We start from the raw sequence: 18,153 nt of genomic DNA, 5'->3' as shown, positions 1-18,153 counted from the left end.
CTCGTGTTGCGCGCTCGGGCAAGGGGCACCCCCCGAGCAAACACTCTCCCGCCATCGAAAGGTGCACAGTGACTTCCTTCGTCAGTAGACGGCGCCTCCTGCAATTAGCCGGAGCCACCGCCGCCGCCTCCGCCAGCGGGGCGTTCGTCGGCGTATCTCCCGCCCACGCGGTCGTCCCTCCCGCCAGGGCCGACATCGGGACCTCCGCGCTCCCCTTCGCACTCGGCCAGGTCCGGCTCACCGCGAGCCGGTGGCTGGACAACCAGAACCGTACGCAGAACTACCTGCGGTTCGTCGATGTCGACCGGCTGCTGTACAACTTTCGTGCCAACCACCGGCTGTCCACCAACGGCGCGGCCGCGACCGGCGGCTGGGACGCGCCGACGTTCCCCTTCCGCACCCACGTGCAAGGGCACTTCCTCACGGCGTGGGCGCAGCTGTACGCCGTGACCGGGGACACCGTCTGCCGGGACAAGGCCACCCACATGGTGGCGGAGTTGGCCAAGTGCCAGGCCAACAACAGCGCCGCCGGGTTCACCGCCGGATACCTCTCCGGCTACCCCGAGTCCGACTTCACCGCTCTCGAACAGCGGACCCTGACCAACGGCAACGTGCCGTACTACACCCTCCACAAGACCCTCGCCGGTCTGCTGGACGTATGGCGCCACATCGGCAGCACACAGGCCCGGGACGTGCTGCTCGCCCTGGCGGGATGGGTCGACCGGCGCACCGGCCGGCTGAGCGGCCAGCAGATGCAGACCATGCTGCAGACGGAGTTCGGCGGCATGAACGCCGTGCTGACCGATCTCTACCAGCAGACCGACGACGCGCGGTGGCTGACTGTCGCCAAGCGGTTCGACCACGCCGCGGTGTTCGACCCCCTGGCCTCCAACCAGGACCAGCTCAACGGACTGCACGCCAACACCCAGGTACCCAAGTGGATCGGGGCCGCACGGGAGTTCAAGGCCACCGGCACCACCCGCTACCGGGACATCGCCACCAACGCCTGGAACATCTGCGTCACTTCGCACACCTACGCCATCGGCGGCAACAGCCAGGCGGAGCACTTCCGCGCCCCGAACGCCATCGCCGGCTACCTCAACAAGGACACGTGCGAGAGCTGCAACACCATCAACATGCTCACCCTCACCCGCGAGCTGTTCGCGCTGGATCCGGACCGGGCCGCGCTGTTCGACTACTACGAGCGGGCGTGGCTCAACCAGATCATCGGCCAGCAGAACCCGGCCGACGACCACGGCCACGTCACGTACTTCACTCCGCTCGACCCGGGAGGCCGACGCGGTGTGGGCCCGGCGTGGGGCGGAGGCACCTGGAGCACCGACTACGGCACCTTCTGGTGCTGCCAGGGCACAGGCCTGGAGATGCACACCAGGCTGATGGACTCCGTCTACTTCCGCAGTGACGACACCCTGATCGTGAACCTGTTCGTGCCCTCGGTGCTCACCTGGTCGGAGCGGGGAATCACGGTCACCCAGACCACGACGTACCCCGTCAGCGACACCACGACCCTGCAGGTCACCGGCAATGTCAGCGGAACCTGGGCGATGCGCATCCGCATCCCGGCCTGGACCACCGGGGCCACCGTCAGCGTCAACGGCGTCGCGCAGACCATCACCACCACCCCCGGCAGCTACGCCACCCTGAACCGCGCGTGGACCTCCGGCGACACGGTCACCGTCCGCCTGCCCATGCGGGTCATCATGCGAGCGGCCAACGACAACGCGAACGTCGCCGCGATCACCTACGGCCCGTCGGTCCTGTCCGGCAACTACGGTGACTCCGCGCTCAGTTCCCTCCCGTCGCTGAACACGTCCTCGATCACACGGACCGGCAGCAGTTCACTCGCTTTCACCGCCGTCGCCGACGGCTCCACCGTCAGCCTGGGCCCGTTCCACGACGCGCACGGCCACAACTACACCGTCTACTGGAGCACCAGCGACACCGTCCGTCTCGCCAACGTGGGCAGCGGTCTCGTGCTCGGCATCCAGAACATGTCCACGGCCGACGGTGGCCGCGCTCTGCAGTGGACGGACTCGGGCACCGCCGACCACAACTGGCAGATGATCACCGACGGAAACGCGGTCCGATTCCGCAACGCCCACAGCGGCAAGGTGCTCGGCGTCCTGAACATGTCCACGGCGGACGACGCGACCGTCCTGCAGTGGTCGGACAACGGCACCGCCGACCACAGATGGACGCTGCTCGACCAGGGAGACGGGACCTACAAGATCCGCAACGAGCACAGCGGCAAGCTGCTCGCCATCGCGAACAACTCCACCTCCACGGGTGCGTTCGCGGTCCAGGCCCCGGACGACGGCACGGCCGACAACCGGTGGCGCATCGTGCGGAACTAGCAGTTCCGCACGATGCGCCACCCCGTCGGCTGCGTCAGTCAGGAGACGGTGAACATCTGGTGGTCGGCGCCGTCGAACGGGCGTTGCTCCAGCTGGTCGCCCTGGGCCTGGCCCGCGGTGAGGTAGAGACCGCTGTGGCGGTTGAGGAGCCGGATACGGCCGTTGCCCGCGTCCTCCCCCAGCCATTCGTCGTTGGTGTTCGCGTTGGCCTCGTACGGGTACTGGATGGCCTTCGCGCCCGCGTCGCGGGACGCGTTCCGGATGACGACGTCCTTGCCGCTGGCCTGGTTGACGATCCGCGTGTATCCGTCGCCGAGGGGCACGAACGCGAAGCGCTGGTTGGTGCCGCCGCTGCCGGGCCATCGGATGATCGGGGCGTCGTCGGCGAGGCTCGCGCTCTTCACGTCGAGTACGTGGCTGCTGCCGGCGACGGTCATCGTACGGTTCCCGGCCGGGATCGCCGGGACCTTGGTCAGCCTGACGACATGACCGCCGTTGGCGACCGCCGGGACGCTCAGCGTGTCACCGGCCTTGATGACCTTGCTGGTGCGGGTCAGGCCGTCGGGGCCGTCGGTGGTGATCTCCGCGTGCCAGGTACCGGGGCCGAGGAACGTGGTCGGGTAGCTGATGGTCGTGGCGCCGCCGTGCCTGAGCGCGCCGACGAACCATCGGTCGCCGTCGCGGCGCGCGATCACCCCTCCGGTGAGCGGGTCGCCCGAGACGTACTTCGTCTCGTCCCACACGGTCGGCAGCATGCGCAGCCACCGCTGCGCCTCGGGCCGGGCCTGGTAGTCCGCGATACGGCCGCCGGGCAGCGTGATGCCGCTGTCCAGGAGTACGCCGAGGGCGAGTTCGGCGGCGTCGCTGTTTGGGTTGCCCTGCTGGAAGCTCATCGGCGAGTAGTCGGCCGGGCCCAGTGCGCCGCGCGTGAACGGGAGCGCGGCCGCATGCCCGATGTCCCGGCTGCCGGCGTGTTCCTCGCCCCGGACGGCCTCGCTGGTCAGTACGTGCGGCCAGGTGCGCTGGACTCCGACGGGCAGGCGCGAGCCGTGCAGGTCGACCATCAGGCGGTACCGGGCGGTGTCGGCCAGGGCCGCGTCGTACCACTGCTGACGCGCCTGGGCCTCGGACCCCATGAAGTCCATCTTGACGCCGGCCACGCCCCACTCGGTGATCTTGGTGAACTCGGCGTCCCGCTCGGCGGCGGTGTCCAGGTCCTGCCAGTGGTACCAGAGCATGACCCGCACACCGCGCGCCCTGGCGTAGGTCACGAGCTGGGGAATGATCGCCTGGTTGGTCTTCCATCCGTCGTCCACGAGGAGATAGGGCCAGCCCTGCGAGGAGGCGTAGTCGGCCCACTGCTTGAGCTTGGTCAGGTCGCGCTGGGTATCGCTCATGCCGTCCAGCCAGGGCCACGCGGCGACGCCCGGCTTGATCCACGCGGTGTCGGAGACCTTCGACGCGGGCGCGACGTCATCGACCAGCGTGGACTCCACCACCGTGGCCGTGCTGCCGATGGCTGCGGTGCGCCATGCCGTCGCGAACGCGCCGGATCGCACGATCTGCGCGTCGGCCAGCGCGACGGTGAACCGGCCGGTGCCCTGGGTGTGGTTGAACCGGCCGCCCGAATAGCCGCCGTCCACGCCGGACTCGGCGAGCAACACCCGTGCGCCGTCGTCCTGTTGGGCGAACATGCCCATGTCGTAGGAGCCCGTCGGGACGTCGGCGACCGTGGAGGTCACATAACCTTTCTCGTGATCGGGACTGAACACCTGCCGGGACAGCTGGGCGTCGGTGGGCAGTTCGAACGACGTCGCCTCGCTCAGCACCGTCGCACCCGACGGCAGTTCGTAGCGCAGCGCCAAACCGTCCGCGGAGGTGCGGACGTGCACGGTCACCCGCGCGGAGCCCTTCGCGAAGACGAGCCTCGTCTCGGTCGCGGACCGCGTCCGGACGCGGGACTTCCCCGCTATGACCTCGTACGTGTACGAGACGGGAGTATCCGTGCGGCTGACGAATTCCAGTCCGCTGGTGTAGTCGGACTGGCCGGTGACCAGCCCGATCGGAGCGGGTTTCAGGGACTGGCGGCAGTTCCAGGTCGCGCCGAGCGAGAGTGCGCCGTTCGCGTCCAGCGCCACGGTGGCGCGCACGCCGTCACAGCCGGTCTGTGCGACACCGGGCTGGACCGAGGTCCAACTCCCCGGCGCGGCGGCGGATGCGGGCACCGCGGTGACTGACCCTAAGACCGCGAGGACAGCTGCGGCCATACCCGCGATTCGAATCCCGCTTCGTTTACGGAGTCTCATGCGGCCTTCCGTGGTTGAAGGTTGCCCGCCGCGTATCACTCGCACCGGGAGTTGCGAGGGAGACTGCCGATACATCCCATCACCGTCAAGGGTGAGCCCACAGATTCCGGCGTTTCCGCGCGAGGCCAGCACTTCCCGCCCGGGCTTTCATTGGATGTCTGGCGCCAGTTGAGTGCAGTTGTTCGCCGAGGGACTACGGATGCCGGATGTATTGACGCACCTCGTTTCCCCACCTAACGTCTGCCCGACACCGCGAACAACGTTCGATATTTCGAGCAAGTCGACTGGCTGGCCCACGAGTTGGACGACAGGAGATACGCATGTCCGTGGTTCCCTCCCGGCTGGCGGCGACGCTTGTCGCCGTCGGCCTGCTCTTCACCTCGCTGTCATTCGCCGTCCCCTGACCCGGCGCACAAACGTCCGAAGCCACACCAGCACGGAAGCGTCCACGGAACCCGCTCCGTCCGCACGGCCGGGCGCCGGGGTCCGCCGACGCTCACCTCACACCCCCACCTGGTGAAGGAGCTCCTCATGATCAAGACACCGTGGATACGCAACGTCAGACGCGCACTCCTCGCGGCGGGTGCCACCGCCGCGCTCGCCGCCGGCCTCCTCACCGCCACGGCCACCACCTCGCAGGCCGCCACCCAGGGGCCGTGCGACATCTACGCCGCGGGCGGCACCCCCTGCGTTGCCGCACACAGCACGACACGGGCTCTGTACGCCGCGTACAACGGGCCGCTCTACCAGGTCCGTCGCGCCTCGGACAACGGCACCCGGGACATCGGCCCGCTCAGCGCGGGCGGGTACGCCGACGCCGCCGCGCAGGACTCCTTCTGCGCGGGCACCAGCTGCGTCATCACCGTCATCTACGACCAGTCCGGCAAGGGCAACATGCTCGCCCAAGCGCCCAAGGGCCACTTTCCCGGGCCGGCCGAGGGTGGGAACGACAACCTGGCCAACGCCTTCGAAGCGCCGGTCACCGTCGGCGGGCACAAGGCGTACGGCGTCTACGTCGCCCCCGGCACCGGCTACCGCAACAACAACACCAACGGCATCGCCACCGGCGACCAGCCGGAGGGCATGTACGCAATCTTCGACGGCACGCACTTCAACGGCGGCTGCTGCTTCGACTACGGCAACGCCGAGACGACCGGCAACGACGACGGCAACGGCACCATGGAGGCTCTCTACTTCGGCAACAACAAGGGCTGGGGCTGGGGCAGCGGCAACGGCCCCTGGGTCATGGCCGACCTGGAGAACGGCCTGTTCTCAGGGGTCAACCGCGGATTCAACGCGGGCAACCCCAGCGTCAACAACCGGTTCCTGACCGCCATGCTCAAGGGCGGCCCGAACCAGTGGGCCATCCGCGGCGGCAACGCCCAGTCGGGCAACCTGTCCACCTACTACAGCGGCGTACGCCCCAACGCCTCCGGCTACAACCCGATGAAGAAGCAAGGCGCGATCATCCTCGGCATCGGCGGCGACAACAGCGTCTCCGGCGCCGGCACCTTCTACGAAGGCGTCATGACCTCGGGCTCCCCCTCGGACGCCACCGAGAACGCCGTTCAGGCCAACATCACCGCCGCCGGCTACAACAGCGGCTCGACCAGCTCGGGTTCGCTGACCCCCGGCTCCCGGATCTCCCTGCAGGCCACCACCACGCCCTGCTGCACGTCGCACTACCTCCGGCACAACGACGCCGACACCAAGGTCGTCATCTCCGCCGTCAACTCCTCCAGCCCGGCCACCGACAAGGCCGACGCCACCTGGATCGCCCGCGCCGGCCTTGCCAACACCTCCTGCCTGTCCTTCGAGTCGGCCAACAACCCCGGCCAGTTCCTGCGCCACTCCAACTACCAGCTCTACCTGAACACCGACAACGGCGGCGGCTCGTTCGCGAAGGACGCCACCTTCTGCCCCACCAAGGTCAACAGCGGGGTCGGCACCTCCTTCCAGTCCGTCAACTTCCCGACGAAGTACATCCGCCACTACGACTTCACCGCCTACATAGCCGGCAATGGCGGCTCCAACGCCTGGGACTCCACGACCTCGTGGGCCCAGGACACCAGTTGGCTCACCGCATCTCCCTGGAGCTGACGAGCGACCACACACACCACACCCCCACACAGGAGCCCTACATGGGTCACCACAACACACACCGCGTGAGTCGCCGCAGGATCCTGCAGATATCCGGAGGGCTGGCAGCGGGCGGGGCCGTGGGCGGCGCGACGGCCGCGGCCTCGGCCGCTGCACCGGACACCTTCACGCATCCCGGGATGCTGCACAACGAGGGTGACCTGGGCCGTGCCCGCGCCAGGGTGGCGGCAGGCGACGACCCGTGGCTGGCCGGCTGGAAGCGGCTGGCGGCCAACTCGCATTCCGCGTCGGACTGGGTCCCCAACCCGCAGGAGACGATCATCCGCGGCGGCGAAGGGGACAACTACTGGATCCTCTACAACGACATCCACGCGGCGTATCAGAACGCGCTGCGCTGGAAGATCACCGGCGACACCGCCCACGCGGACACCGCGCGGGACATCTGCAACGCATGGTCCAAGACGCTCAAGACCCTCGACCCCACGTACTCCGAGTCCCGGCTCGCGTCGGGCATCTACGGGTACCAGTTCGCCAACGCGGGCGAGCTCATCCGTGATCACGAGGGCTTCGACCTGCCCCGGTTCCAGAACCTGATGAAAGAGGTCTTCTACCCGCTGAACACGGACTTCCTGGTCCGGCACAACGGCACCTGCGACACCCACTACTGGGCCAACTGGGACCTGTGCAACATGGCCTCGATCCTGGCCATCGGGATCCTCTGCGACGACAAGGCCAAGTTCGACGAGGCGGTGGACTACTTCCAGGGCGGCGTGGGCACCGGCGCGATCGGGCACGCCGTCCCCTTCGTCCACGACGCCGAAGGCCTGGCCCAGTGGCAGGAGTCCGGCCGCGACCAGGGCCACAGCATCATGGGCATCGGCCTGATGGGCGCGATCTGCGAGATGGCCTGGAACCAGGGCGTCGACCTCTACGCCGCGGACGGCAACCGGTTCATGAAAGCCGCCCAGTACGTGGCCAAGTACAACCTCGGCGAGAACGTCCCGTACACCACCTACAACAACTGCGACAACGTGAACCAGACCGTCCTCGGTTCCGGGGGCCGAGGCCAGGCGCGTCCGGTCTGGGACATGCTCCACTACCACTACACCCGCCGCCGCGGGCTGTCCGTGCCGTACATCACCGCGATAGCGGAGAAGGGCCGCCCCGAAGGCGGCGGCGGGGACTACGGCCCGAACAGCGGCGGCTACGACCAACTCGGCTTCGGCACCCTGCTCTACGCGAAGTAGGCCCACCGCGAGGGCGGCCGGAGCCGTACGCGGCCGGCGACGGCGCGCCCTCGTCCGGGTTCCGGGCGGCGTGCGCGGGGCAAGCCCGCCCGCCGCAGCGATCTCCCTTCCCCGCACCCACCCCAGTATCATCGGGGCCAGCCTGGGCATCCGGACCCGATCAAGGCTGTTGTTCCCACGCGGGCCGGGGGTGGAGGAGCGCACGGTGTCGTTGACCGACAAGGCCATCGAGCAGATCCGCGAGATGATCCGCACCGGGGCGCTGCCTCCGGGGACGAAGCTGCCACCCGAGCCGGATCTCGCCGCCCAGCTCGGCCTGTCCCGCAACCTCGCGCGCGAGGCGGTCAAGGCACTGGCGGTCGCCCGGATCCTCGAAGTCCGGCGGGGCGACGGGACGTACGTCACCAGCCTGCGGCCGAGCCTGCTGTTCGAGGGCCTGGGCGGAGCAGTGGAACTCCTCCAGAGCGACTCGGCCGCGCTCCTCGACCTGATGGAGGTCCGCCGACTCCTGGAGCCGGCGGCCACCGCGCTCGCCGCTGTCCGGATCTCCGACGCGCAACTGGCGCAAGTACGGGGCCACTTGGATGCCATGTGCGCGGCACGCGACGACGTCGAGCAGCTCAACGCCCACGACGCGGCCTTCCACCGGGCGGTGATCTCGGCCGCCGGAAACGACTCGCTGCTCACCCTCCTGGAGGGCATCTCGGGCCGGACCTTGCGCGCCCGCGTCTGGCGCGGCCTCGTCGACGACCAGGCCTCGAACCGCACCGTCGCCCAACACGAGGCCATCTACTCGGCGTTGGCCGCGCGCGACGCGTCCCTCGGCCAAGCTGCCGCGCTGCTACACGTCAGTGCGACCGAGCGGTGGCTGAGGGCACGCGTCGTCGGCACGGAGTCGTAGGCCACGGGCCCCGCGCGGCCCCGTGCATGGTGGGACGGCCAGGATGGTGCAGTACTCCAGGAGTTCACCGGGATGACGGTTGCCCCACCGTCACGGTGCCGATCTCGTGTCGTTCGCCGTAAATGTGGAACTCGGTCATCTCGAACACGTTGCGCACGATGCCGTAGAGCACATCGGGCAGGGGTTTGAGCAACTTGACCTTGAAGTAGCGGAATTGGGCGTCGCGTAGCGCTGGGTCGACGTCAAGCGTGTTGAAGTCCTGGGTGAACTTGGTCACGCCCGGGGTCAGACGGGTCCAGTTCTGGCCGTCGTTCGAGCCGTAGACGGTGGAGTTCGCGAGCCGGTCGGCGAAGATGTTGCTCTGGAACCCGAAGCGGGTCGCCGAGACCCGGAAGTCGGGCCCGAAGTCGAAGGTGTGGGAGAGGTCGACCGCCTGGGCGTACACGGTTCCCGACTGGTTGTCGCCGTCGACGAGATTGCCGATGTTGGCCCCGGCCGTGGAGGCGGCCACAAGCGAGGGGTAGTCGAGGCTGCCGTCCACGGCCGTACGCGGGGAGACCAGCCTGAGACCGTCGACCGCCGTCACGAGGCTGCTGCGCGGCGACATGGATGCGCTGCCGCTGCAGGAGCTCGCCGACGTGCCGTACAAGTCGCTCATCGACGGTGTGATGCACGCGTGCGGGCACGACCAGCACGTGGCGATGGTGGTCGGCGCGGCCCGACTGCTGTGCGCGCGCAGGGCGGACCTGCTGGGGACCGTGGTCTTCATGTTCCAGCCGGGCGAGGAGAGTTACGACGGTGCCCGGTACATGATCGAGGAGGGGCTGCTCGACGCCGCCGGGCAGCCGCTGGTCGGCGCCTATTCGGTCCACGTGTCGTCGAACGGCCCGGAGTGCGGCACGTTCAGCGGCCGCGTCGGCACGCAGACCGCGGGCAACGCCGAGCTGAAGGTGACCGTGCGTGGCAAGGGCGGTCACGGATCGACCCCGCACACGGCCGCCGACCCGGTGCCGGTGGCGGCGGAGATGATTCTTTCCCTGCAGAACCTGGTGACGCGTACGACATCGGTCTTCGACCCCGTCGTCCTCACGGTCGGCCTGTTCCAGGCGGGCACGAAGCTCAACATCATCCCAGGCACTGCCGAGTTCGAGGCCACGGTCCGAGCCACCTCGCCGCGGGCAATGGCCGGCTTCCTGCCGCGCGCGGTGCGGCTGGTGGAGTGCATCGCGGACGGCTGGGGCATGACGGCGGACATCGAGGCGCACGAGGTCTATCCGCCGATGATCGCGGCGCAGGAAGCGGTGGAGCTGGGCCGCGAGGTCGTCAATGATCTGTACGGTACCGGCAGTTGGGAGTACCCCGAGCACCCGATCATGGCATCGGAGGACTTCTCCCGGGTCACCGCGGTCGTCCCTGGCGTCCAGCTCGGCCTGTCCGGACGCCCGGCCGGCACGGACGAGGCGACCACACCCTTCAATCACTCCCCCTACGCGGTCTTCGACGACGCGGCACTCCCGAGGGGCGCGGCCGTGCTGGCCGGGATGGCGACGCGGCGCCTCGCGGCGGGCTGACCCACGTCTGCAGAGCGCGCCCGACCCGGCCGACCCCAGCGCTCGTCGTGGGGCGTCCCGGTCGGGATGCCGCTTCACTGACACCGGCGGCCCGGTCGACGCTCCGATCCCACCGCGGCCGAACGAACGGGCCTCTGCCCCGGCCGGCAGGCGACGCTGCCGCTCATCGATGTGCGGCAGAAACGTCTCGAACTTCCCTTCCAGCAAGGCCCGTTGCCCCTTCGGGCCGCTGATGCCCGCTCACACCAGACCAACGAACCACCGGACAGAAGGCCACGAGTTGGAGATCCGCTCGCCCTCACCGTGAGGTCGTTCACCGGACCCAACCGCCCTCTCCTGAATCGCCGTTACGCCACTGCGGTCACCAATTGCCTTCATCAGCCCAGTGGTTCACCTCGCACCAGACCGACACGACTCCGCGCCACCTCGCGCCCGCTTCCGGTCCCGCGGCGCACAGCCAGGCCGCGAGGCCCGCGCCGCGACGACGTCACCCAATTGTTATCGCCGATGGCAAATAGCCCTGCCCTGGGGTCTGGCGACAGCCGTCGGAGGGTCGTAAGTTCCCGCTCACAACATTCAGCCGGGCGCATCATCCGAGTTCCGGCAATTCGCCCCAGAGCGCCTCTTGTTCGGCCCCTCACCCTCGTGCGTCCGGTCGTCCGGTCGTAACACCAGAAAGGACCCTGCCCCATGCGCAAGGGACTCCTCTTCACCGCCGCCTCGCTGGCACTGGTCGGTTCACTCACCGCGTGTGGCTCCTCGTCGAGCGGCGACGGCTCCGGGTCCGGTACGAAGAAGCCGAAGATCGGGGTGATCCTCCCGGACAGCAAGTCCTCGGCTCGGTGGGAGACCGCGGACCGCAAGTACCTCGGTGAGGCGTTCAAGGCGGCCGGCGTCGACTACGACATCCAGAACGCGCAGGGTGACAAGCAGCAGTTCCAGACCATCGCCGACCAGATGATCACCAACGGGGTCAACGTCCTGGTGATCGTCAACCTCGACAGCGGCACCGGAAAGGCGGTTCTGGACAAGGCCAAGTCGCAAGGTGTCGCCACGATCGACTACGACCGGCTCACCCTCGGCGGCTCCGCGCAGTACTACGTCAGCTTCGACAACACCGAGGTCGGCAAGTTGCAAGGCGAGGGCCTGAGCAAATGCCTGAGCACCATGAAGGCCGGCAAACCGATCGTCGCCACGCTCAACGGTTCATCGACCGACAACAACGCCACGCTGTTCGCCCAGGGTTACAACGGCGTCCTCAACCCCAAGTACAAGTCGGGCGAGTACGTCAAGGGCCCGGACCAGTCCGTCCCTGACTGGGACAACGCCCAGGCCGGCACCATCTTCGAGCAGATGCTCACCAGTCAGCCCAAGATCGGCGGTGTGCTGGCCGCCAACGACGGTCTCGGGAACGCCGCCATCGCCGTCCTGCGCAAGGAACACCGCAACGGCCAAGTCCCGGTCACCGGCCAGGACGCCACGGTGCAAGGGCTGCAGAACATCCTGGCCGGCGACCAGTGCATGACGGTCTACAAGGCGGTCAAGAAGGAGGCGGACGCCACCGCGCAGCTCGCGATCTCGCTGGCCAAGGGGAAGAAGGGCACGACGAACGCGACCGTCGAGGACCCCAAGGGCAAGCGCAAGGTGGCATCCGTACTGGAGACACCCGTGGCCATCTACAAGGACAACGTCAAGGATGTCGTCGACGACGGCTTCGTCACCAAGGAGCAGCTGTGCACGGGCAAGTACGCCGCCCTGTGCGCCAAGGCCGGCATCAAGTAGCACCCCGACCGGCCGGTTCGAGCGATCACCAGCGGTTCGAACCGGGTCCGCCGCGGGCCCCGGGAACCTGACGCCCCGTGGGCCCGCGGTCTCACGACCGTAAGGAGCCGTCTTCCATGACAGCGACCCCGATACTCCAACTGCGCGGGATCGACAAGAGTTTCGGCCCCGTACAGGTGCTGCACGACGTGTCCTTCGACATCCGCCTGGGCGAGGTGACCGCCCTCGTCGGGGACAACGGAGCCGGCAAGTCCACCCTGGTCAAGTGCATCGGCGGAATCCACCCGATCGACGGCGGCGAGTACCTGTTCGCGGACGAGCAGGTGCACGTGCACAGCCCGCGCGACGCGGCGGCCCTCGGTGTCGAGATCGTCTATCAGGATCTGGCACTGTGCGACAACCTCGACATCGTCCAGAACATGTTCCTCGGCCGCGAGAAGCGCCGGGGCCTCGTGCTGGACGACGCGACGATGGAGGAGATGGCTGCCAAGACCCTCGACGGGTTGTCGGTGCGGACCGTCAAGTCCATCCGCCAGCAGGTCTCCAGCCTCTCCGGCGGCCAGCGGCAGACGGTGGCCATCGCCAAGGCAGTGCTGTGGAACAGCAAGGTGGTCATCCTCGACGAGCCGACCGCCGCGCTCGGTGTCGCACAGACGGCACAGGTCCTCGAACTGGTCCGGCGGCTCGCCGACAACGGCATCGCCGTGGTCCTGATCTCGCACAACATGAACGACGTGTTCGCGGTGTCCGACCGGATCGCCGCCCTGTACCTGGGCCGGATGGCCGCCCAGGTCAAAGCGTCGGACGTGACGTACTCCCAGGTCGTCGAACTCATCACCTCGGGCCGCAGCGGAGATCTGGGCCTCGCCACCGCCAACGGAGCCACCCTGTGACCGCTGCCCTCACCCCCGAGAAGTCAGAGATGCCGGACGGCCCGCGCCTGCCGGACAAGAACGCGACGAACAGCGCCACGAGTCTGCGCTCGATCGCCCGCGCCTACGCCGACCGGGTTCGCGGCGGCGAGCTGGGCGCCCTTCCTGCCGTTCTCGGACTGGTCGTCCTCTGCGCCTTCTTCGCCGTCCTACGCCCTGTCTTCCTGTCCGAACCGAACTTCGCCAATCTGCTCACCCAGGGCGCGGGGAGCATCGCGATCGCCATGGGGCTGGTCTTCGTCCTCCTCCTCGGCGAGATCGATCTGTCCGCCGGGTACGCCAGCGGAGTCTGCGCCGCCGTCCTGGCCATCCTGCTCACCGATCACGGATGGCCCTGGTACGGAGCCGTCGGCGCGGCCATCCTCACCGGTACCGTCATCGGCCTGCTGCTCGGTGTCCTCGTGGCGAAGGTCGGCATCCCCTCCTTCGTGGTCACCCTGGCCGCCTTCCTCGGTTTCCAGGGCATCGTGCTGATGCTGTTGAAAGAGGGCACGAACATCTCCATCCAGGACAAGACGATCCTGGCCGTCGCCAACAACAACCTCTCCCCCGCGCTCGGTTGGGTCCTGCTGGCGCTCAGCGTCGCGGGCTACGCGGCGATCCAGTTCCGGCAGAACCGCAACCGCGCCCGGCGGGGCCTCACCACCGCGCCGCCCGCGCTGCTCGCGGTCAGGATCGGAACCCTCGCCGTGCTCGGCGCGGTCGCCGTCCAACTGCTCAACCAAGAGCGCAGCCGCAACGTCATCGTCGACTCGCTCAAGGGTGTGCCGATCGTGGTGCCGGTCATCGTCGCCCTCCTCGTCGCCGGTACGTTCGTGCTCCAGCGCACCTCGTTCGGACTGCACTTCTACGCGGTGGGCGGCAACGCCGAGGCGGCCCGGCGGGCAGGCATCAACGTGGCCGCCATCCGCATCGCCGCGTTCGTGATCTGTTCGTCCCTGGCCGCGGTCGGCGGCATCATCGCGGCGTCCCGGGGCAACTCGGTCGACCCCAACACCGGTGGCAGCAACGTGCTGTTGCTCGCGGTCGGCGCGGCGGTGATCGGCGGAACCAGCCTGTTCGGCGGCCGGGGCAGGGCCGTGGACGCCGTGCTCGGCGGCATGGTCGTCGCCGTCATCCAGAACGGCATGGGTCTGATGGGGTACAGCTCGGGGGTCAAGTACGCTGTCACGGGTTCGGTTCTGCTCGTGGCCGCGGGCGTCGACGCACTGTCCCGACGCCGGTCCGCACAGCGATGAGATCTGGGGGGCGATGAAAGCCGGTCCCTCGCTGGAGGAGATCCGCAGGCACAACCTCGGCACCCTGCTCCGCCACGTGCACATCAGCGGCTCGATGTCACGGGCGGTCCTGACCGACCGCATGGGCCTCAACCGCAGCACCATCCTCGGACTCGTCAGCGAATTGGCCTCGGCGGGCCTCGTCCGTGAGGAACTGCCCCGGGACACCGGCAGAGCGGGCCGGCCTTCCTTGGTCGTACGGCCCGAGTCCGACCAGGTGTACGTCCTGGCCTTCGATGTCGGCGTGGACCGGTTGATCGCCGCACGCATCGGCCTCGGCGGGGCCTTCCTCGACCGACGCGAGACCCCCCTGCCGCCCGGCCACCGCGGCGCCGGCGAAGTGACCGGAGCGCTCGCGGGTTTCGCTCGGCAGATGGTGGGCTCCGCCCGTCGAGGAACCGTCTGTGTCGGTGTGGGCGCCGCTGTACGGGGCACGGTGCGCAGGCCTGACGGCATGGTCCGGGCCGCTCCCTACGTCGACTGGGTGGACGAGGAGTTCGGCGAGGATCTCACCCGTCGCCTGGGCCTCGGTGTCCCCGTGACGGTCGAGAACGAGGCCAGTCTCGGCGCCCTCGCCGAACACCTGCGAGGTGCCGGCACGGGCTGTCAGGACCTCGTGTACCTCCACGGCGACATCGGGATCGGCGGCGGCGTCATCTCCGGCGGCCACCTGCTGGGCGGCGACTGCGGATACGGCGGTGAGGTGGGGCACATGGTGGTCAACCCTCGCGACGGCAGACACTGTGGGTGCGGTGCCCGAGGCTGCCTGGAGGCCGAGGCCGGCGAGCGTGCCCTGCTGGAAGCGGCTGGTCGAGGGCCGTCGGCCACGGGCCGAGAGGCAGTACGCGCCGTCGTCGAAGCAGCCGATCGGGGTGACGTCAGCGCCCGCGGGGCCCTGCACGACATCGGTGACTGGCTCGGCATCGGTGTCGCCAACCTGGTCAACCTCCTCAACCCACGCACCGTCATCTTCGGCGGAACGCTCCGCGAGGTGTTCCTCGGCTCGGCCGCCCAGATCCGTAGCCGTATCAACAGCCACGCCCTCACCCCCTCGCGCGAGAATTTGAGGCTGCGCGTCGGTGAGCTCGGCGACGACGCCGTTCTCATCGGCGCCGCCGAACTCGCCTTCTCCCAGCTCCTGGTGGGCCCGTTGGAAGCGCTGGCCCGGCACGAAGGCCCGACGGCGGCGGGGTCGACGCAGTAGCCGGATCCGGGCGGATTCACCATGTTGTCTTCGGCGCACCGGGGTCGCGGACCGAAGCTGTCCGCGAGAGGTGCCAGGGTGATTCAAGGGCCGCAGACGCACTCCGCCGCGGACCCTCTGCCCGCACACGCACCACGCTATGAACGGAGCACGCCGTGAGCCGCCACATCCAGGTCACCTTCGATGCCCACGATCCGCGGGCGCTGTCGTCCTTCTGGCGCGACGTACTGGGCTACGTCCACCCCGGCCCGCCCGGCGTCGACGTGCCCGAGGGCGCCGACCCGCTGGCCGCGTGGGACGACTTCCTCGCGCGGATCGGCGTACCGGAGGAGCAGCGCAACACGCGGTCGGCCATCGAGGACCCGGAAGGGCGGGGCCCGCGGCTGTTCTTCCAGCAGGTGCCGGAGGACAAGGCCGCCAAGAACCGCGTCCACCTCGACGTCCGTGCGGCACCCGGTCTTGAGGGAGAGGAGCGGATGACGGCGCTCGAGGCCGAGTGCGCCCGGCTCGTCGCGCTCGGCGCCGCGCGGGTGCGCCGCGACGAGCCCGCTCCGCCGCTGAGCACGGGCTACATCGTGATGACCGATCCGGAGGGGAACGAGTTCTGCCTCGACTGACGTGGTTCGGCCCGTAGTTGTGGGGCCTACCTGCGTCCCGGGCGCAGGGCGTGCTGGGCGGCGAGGCGGACGGGGGCGTTCTGGGCTCCGTAACCGCGGTATCCGCCGTCGCGCTGGACCACTTCGAAGAAGACCCGGCCGACCGTCTCCGTATAGAAGTGGCGGAAGGTGCCGTGCTCGTCGCGGTCGTAGAGGATGCCGAGCTCCCGGTACGTCTCCGCCTCGCCCGGCTCGAACTCGAAGCGCGCCGCCAAGTCGTCGTAGTAGTTGGGCGGTACGGGCAGCGGGCGGCCGCCCGCGTCCTGGAAAGCGCGCGCGGCGGCCACCACGTCGTCCGTCGCCAGGGCGATGTGCTGGACGCGGCCGGCGTCGTCGGCGGGGCCGGGGCCGATGCCGAGGGCGATCCGCACCGTGCCGTCCTCGTTCGTGACGGCGCGGCTGCGCAGCAGGCCGTAGGGGTCGGCGACGTCGACGCTCTCCTGCGGCCGGAGCCCGAGGACCGTGCGGTGGAAGAGCGCGGCCTCGTCGAACTGGTGCCAGGGCTGGGTGAGGGCCAGGTGGTCGATCCGCAGGACGGCGCCCCGCCGGTCCCGGTCGGGTTCGCCGTCACGGGCGCCGGGCAGCGGCGTGAAGTCCTCCCGCCAGTTCGGCAGGCCCTCCCGGTCCGTCGCGCAGAAGAAGATCTCCACGCCGTCGGGCGCGGCCACCGCGTCCAGCGGGGCGTCCTCCGGTGCCCGGTGACGCGGCAGTACGGGAGCGAGGAGCGACGCGGCGCGGGCCGCCGCGCCCACCGGGTCGGGGGATTCCAGGCCGAGCGCGGCGAGCGCGAGTCCGTCGCGGTGGCGGACGGGATCCGTGGTGACGAGGATGCGGGCCTCGCCGCGCTGCCACAGTTCGACGGGCTTGCTGCGGTGCCTGGCGGCACGGGCCAGGCCGAGCGCGGCGAGGAGCGCGGACACGGCACCGGCGTCCGGGGTGGTGAGTTCCGCGAAGGCGAAGCCGGTGGGCTGGACCGGTGCGGGCGGCGCCGTGAGGCCGGCGGCCTCCTGGAGGAGCATCAGGGAGCGCCGGGCGTCGACGGCGGTGGGGCCCGCGTCGGCCTGCCGGAAGACGTCGTTGAACACTTCGAGCGAGAGCGGGCCCGTGTAACCGGCGTCGATCACGTGCCGGACGAGTCCGGTCACGTCCAGGCCGCCCTGCCCGGGGAAACAGCGGTAGTGGCGGCTCCACTGGAGCACGTCCATCGCCATCAGCGGGGCGTCGGCGAGCTGGAGGAAGAAGATCTTCTCGCCGGGGATGTCCTCGATGCCCTTGGGGTCACTGCCGCGGGCGAGGATGTGGAAGCTGTCCAGACAGGTGCCGAGTGCCGGGTGCCCCGCCGCCTCGACGATGCGCCAGGCGTGGTCGTACGTGCTGACGTGGCGGCCCCAGGCGAGTGCTTCGTAGGCGACGCGTACGCCGTGTTCCAGCGCCGACTCCGCGAGCCGGTGCAGGTGTTCGGCGGCGAGCGCGTCGTCGTCGACGGCGAGGGGCGAGACGCTGGAGCACACCAGGACGGTGTCCGTGCCGAGCCGGTTCATCAGCCGGAACTTGTGCTCGGCGCGGCGCAGGTTCCGCTCGAACTCCTGCGGTGGCACCGCCTCGATGTCCCGCATCGGCTGGTAGAGGTCGATGGTCAGGCCGAGGTCGGCGGTGCGGGCCCGGATCTCTTCGGGGGTGAGCGGACTCGCGAGGAGATCGTTCTCGAAGATCTCCACCCCGTCGAACCCGGCCGAGGCGGCGGCGGTCAGCTTCTCGGTCAGGGATCCGCTGAGCGAGACGGTGGCGATCGAGGTACGCAC

At 69.2% G+C, this 18,153-nt stretch carries 13 protein-coding genes; 10 read left to right on the top strand and 3 right to left on the bottom strand.

Annotated elements, in window-relative coordinates:
* Positions 1-68: 68 nt before the first annotated feature.
* Positions 69-2,375, top strand: a complete 2,307-nt coding sequence (locus ACY0PA_RS32225; RefSeq protein WP_473081001.1) for a beta-L-arabinofuranosidase domain-containing protein — start codon at positions 69-71, stop codon at positions 2,373-2,375.
* A 38-nt stretch (positions 2,376-2,413) separates the two neighbouring features.
* Here ACY0PA_RS32225 and ACY0PA_RS32220 read toward each other — a convergent pair whose 3' ends face one another.
* On the bottom strand, positions 2,414-4,600 hold the full coding sequence (locus tag ACY0PA_RS32220) for a glycoside hydrolase family 97 catalytic domain-containing protein (protein WP_473081000.1): 2,187 nt from the start codon (positions 4,598-4,600) through the stop codon (positions 2,414-2,416).
* A 612-nt stretch (positions 4,601-5,212) separates the two neighbouring features.
* Here ACY0PA_RS32220 and ACY0PA_RS32215 point away from each other — a divergent pair.
* The 3 genes from ACY0PA_RS32215 to ACY0PA_RS32205 all read left to right on the top strand — a co-directional run bounded on the left by ACY0PA_RS32215 (position 5,213) and on the right by ACY0PA_RS32205 (position 8,929).
* Positions 5,213-6,781: an alpha-L-arabinofuranosidase B gene (locus ACY0PA_RS32215; RefSeq protein ID WP_473080999.1), complete on the top strand. Its 1,569-nt coding sequence runs from the start codon at positions 5,213-5,215 to the stop codon at positions 6,779-6,781.
* A 41-nt stretch (positions 6,782-6,822) separates the two neighbouring features.
* Positions 6,823-8,028, top strand: a complete 1,206-nt coding sequence (locus tag ACY0PA_RS32210; RefSeq protein ID WP_473080998.1) for an alginate lyase family protein — start codon at positions 6,823-6,825, stop codon at positions 8,026-8,028.
* Between the two features lie 205 nt (positions 8,029-8,233).
* On the top strand, positions 8,234-8,929 hold the full coding sequence (locus tag ACY0PA_RS32205) for a FadR/GntR family transcriptional regulator (RefSeq protein WP_473080997.1): 696 nt from the start codon (positions 8,234-8,236) through the stop codon (positions 8,927-8,929).
* A gap of 64 nt (positions 8,930-8,993) precedes the next feature.
* On the opposite strand, the gene ACY0PA_RS32200 is transcribed toward ACY0PA_RS32205, so the two are convergent.
* Positions 8,994-9,587 (bottom strand): hypothetical protein, encoded by a 594-nt coding sequence (locus ACY0PA_RS32200; RefSeq protein WP_473080996.1) that lies wholly within the window; start codon positions 9,585-9,587, stop codon positions 8,994-8,996.
* Between ACY0PA_RS32200 and ACY0PA_RS32195 the strand changes: the two genes are divergently transcribed.
* The 6 genes from ACY0PA_RS32195 (at position 9,568) to ACY0PA_RS32170 (ending at position 16,312) form a co-directional block, all read left to right on the top strand.
* Complete coding sequence (locus ACY0PA_RS32195; RefSeq protein ID WP_473080995.1) at positions 9,568-10,500, top strand: M20 metallopeptidase family protein; 933 nt, start codon at positions 9,568-9,570, stop codon at positions 10,498-10,500. The two genes, ACY0PA_RS32200 and ACY0PA_RS32195, sit on opposite strands and share 20 nt — an antisense overlap.
* A gap of 690 nt (positions 10,501-11,190) precedes the next feature.
* Positions 11,191-12,282, top strand: a complete 1,092-nt coding sequence (locus tag ACY0PA_RS32190; protein WP_473080994.1) for a sugar ABC transporter substrate-binding protein — start codon at positions 11,191-11,193, stop codon at positions 12,280-12,282.
* A 116-nt stretch (positions 12,283-12,398) separates the two neighbouring features.
* Positions 12,399-13,175 carry an ATP-binding cassette domain-containing protein gene (locus tag ACY0PA_RS32185; RefSeq protein WP_473080993.1) on the top strand — a complete coding sequence of 259 codons (777 nt, stop codon included), beginning with the start codon at positions 12,399-12,401 and terminating at the stop codon, positions 13,173-13,175.
* Positions 13,172-14,452, top strand: a complete 1,281-nt coding sequence (locus tag ACY0PA_RS32180) for a sugar ABC transporter permease (RefSeq protein ID WP_473080992.1) — start codon at positions 13,172-13,174, stop codon at positions 14,450-14,452. Before ACY0PA_RS32185 ends, ACY0PA_RS32180 begins: the two co-directional genes overlap by 4 nt.
* A 13-nt stretch (positions 14,453-14,465) precedes the next feature.
* A complete protein-coding gene (locus ACY0PA_RS32175) occupies positions 14,466-15,695 on the top strand; it encodes an ROK family protein (protein WP_473080991.1) in 1,230 nt (409 codons plus the stop codon).
* A 155-nt stretch (positions 15,696-15,850) separates the two neighbouring features.
* Entirely contained in the window at positions 15,851-16,312 is a 462-nt protein-coding gene (locus ACY0PA_RS32170) for a VOC family protein (protein WP_473080990.1), read from the top strand.
* A 26-nt stretch (positions 16,313-16,338) separates the two neighbouring features.
* Here the strand turns inward: ACY0PA_RS32170 and ACY0PA_RS32165 are convergent, their stop codons facing one another.
* Positions 16,339-18,153 (bottom strand): TIM barrel protein, encoded by a 1,815-nt coding sequence (locus ACY0PA_RS32165; RefSeq protein ID WP_473080989.1) that lies wholly within the window; start codon positions 18,151-18,153, stop codon positions 16,339-16,341.

This window comes from Streptomyces sp. DS1-CR2, assembly GCF_055760475.1.
Note: the sequence above shows the minus strand (reverse complement) of the source record. Positions and strands in the feature narration are given on the sequence as shown.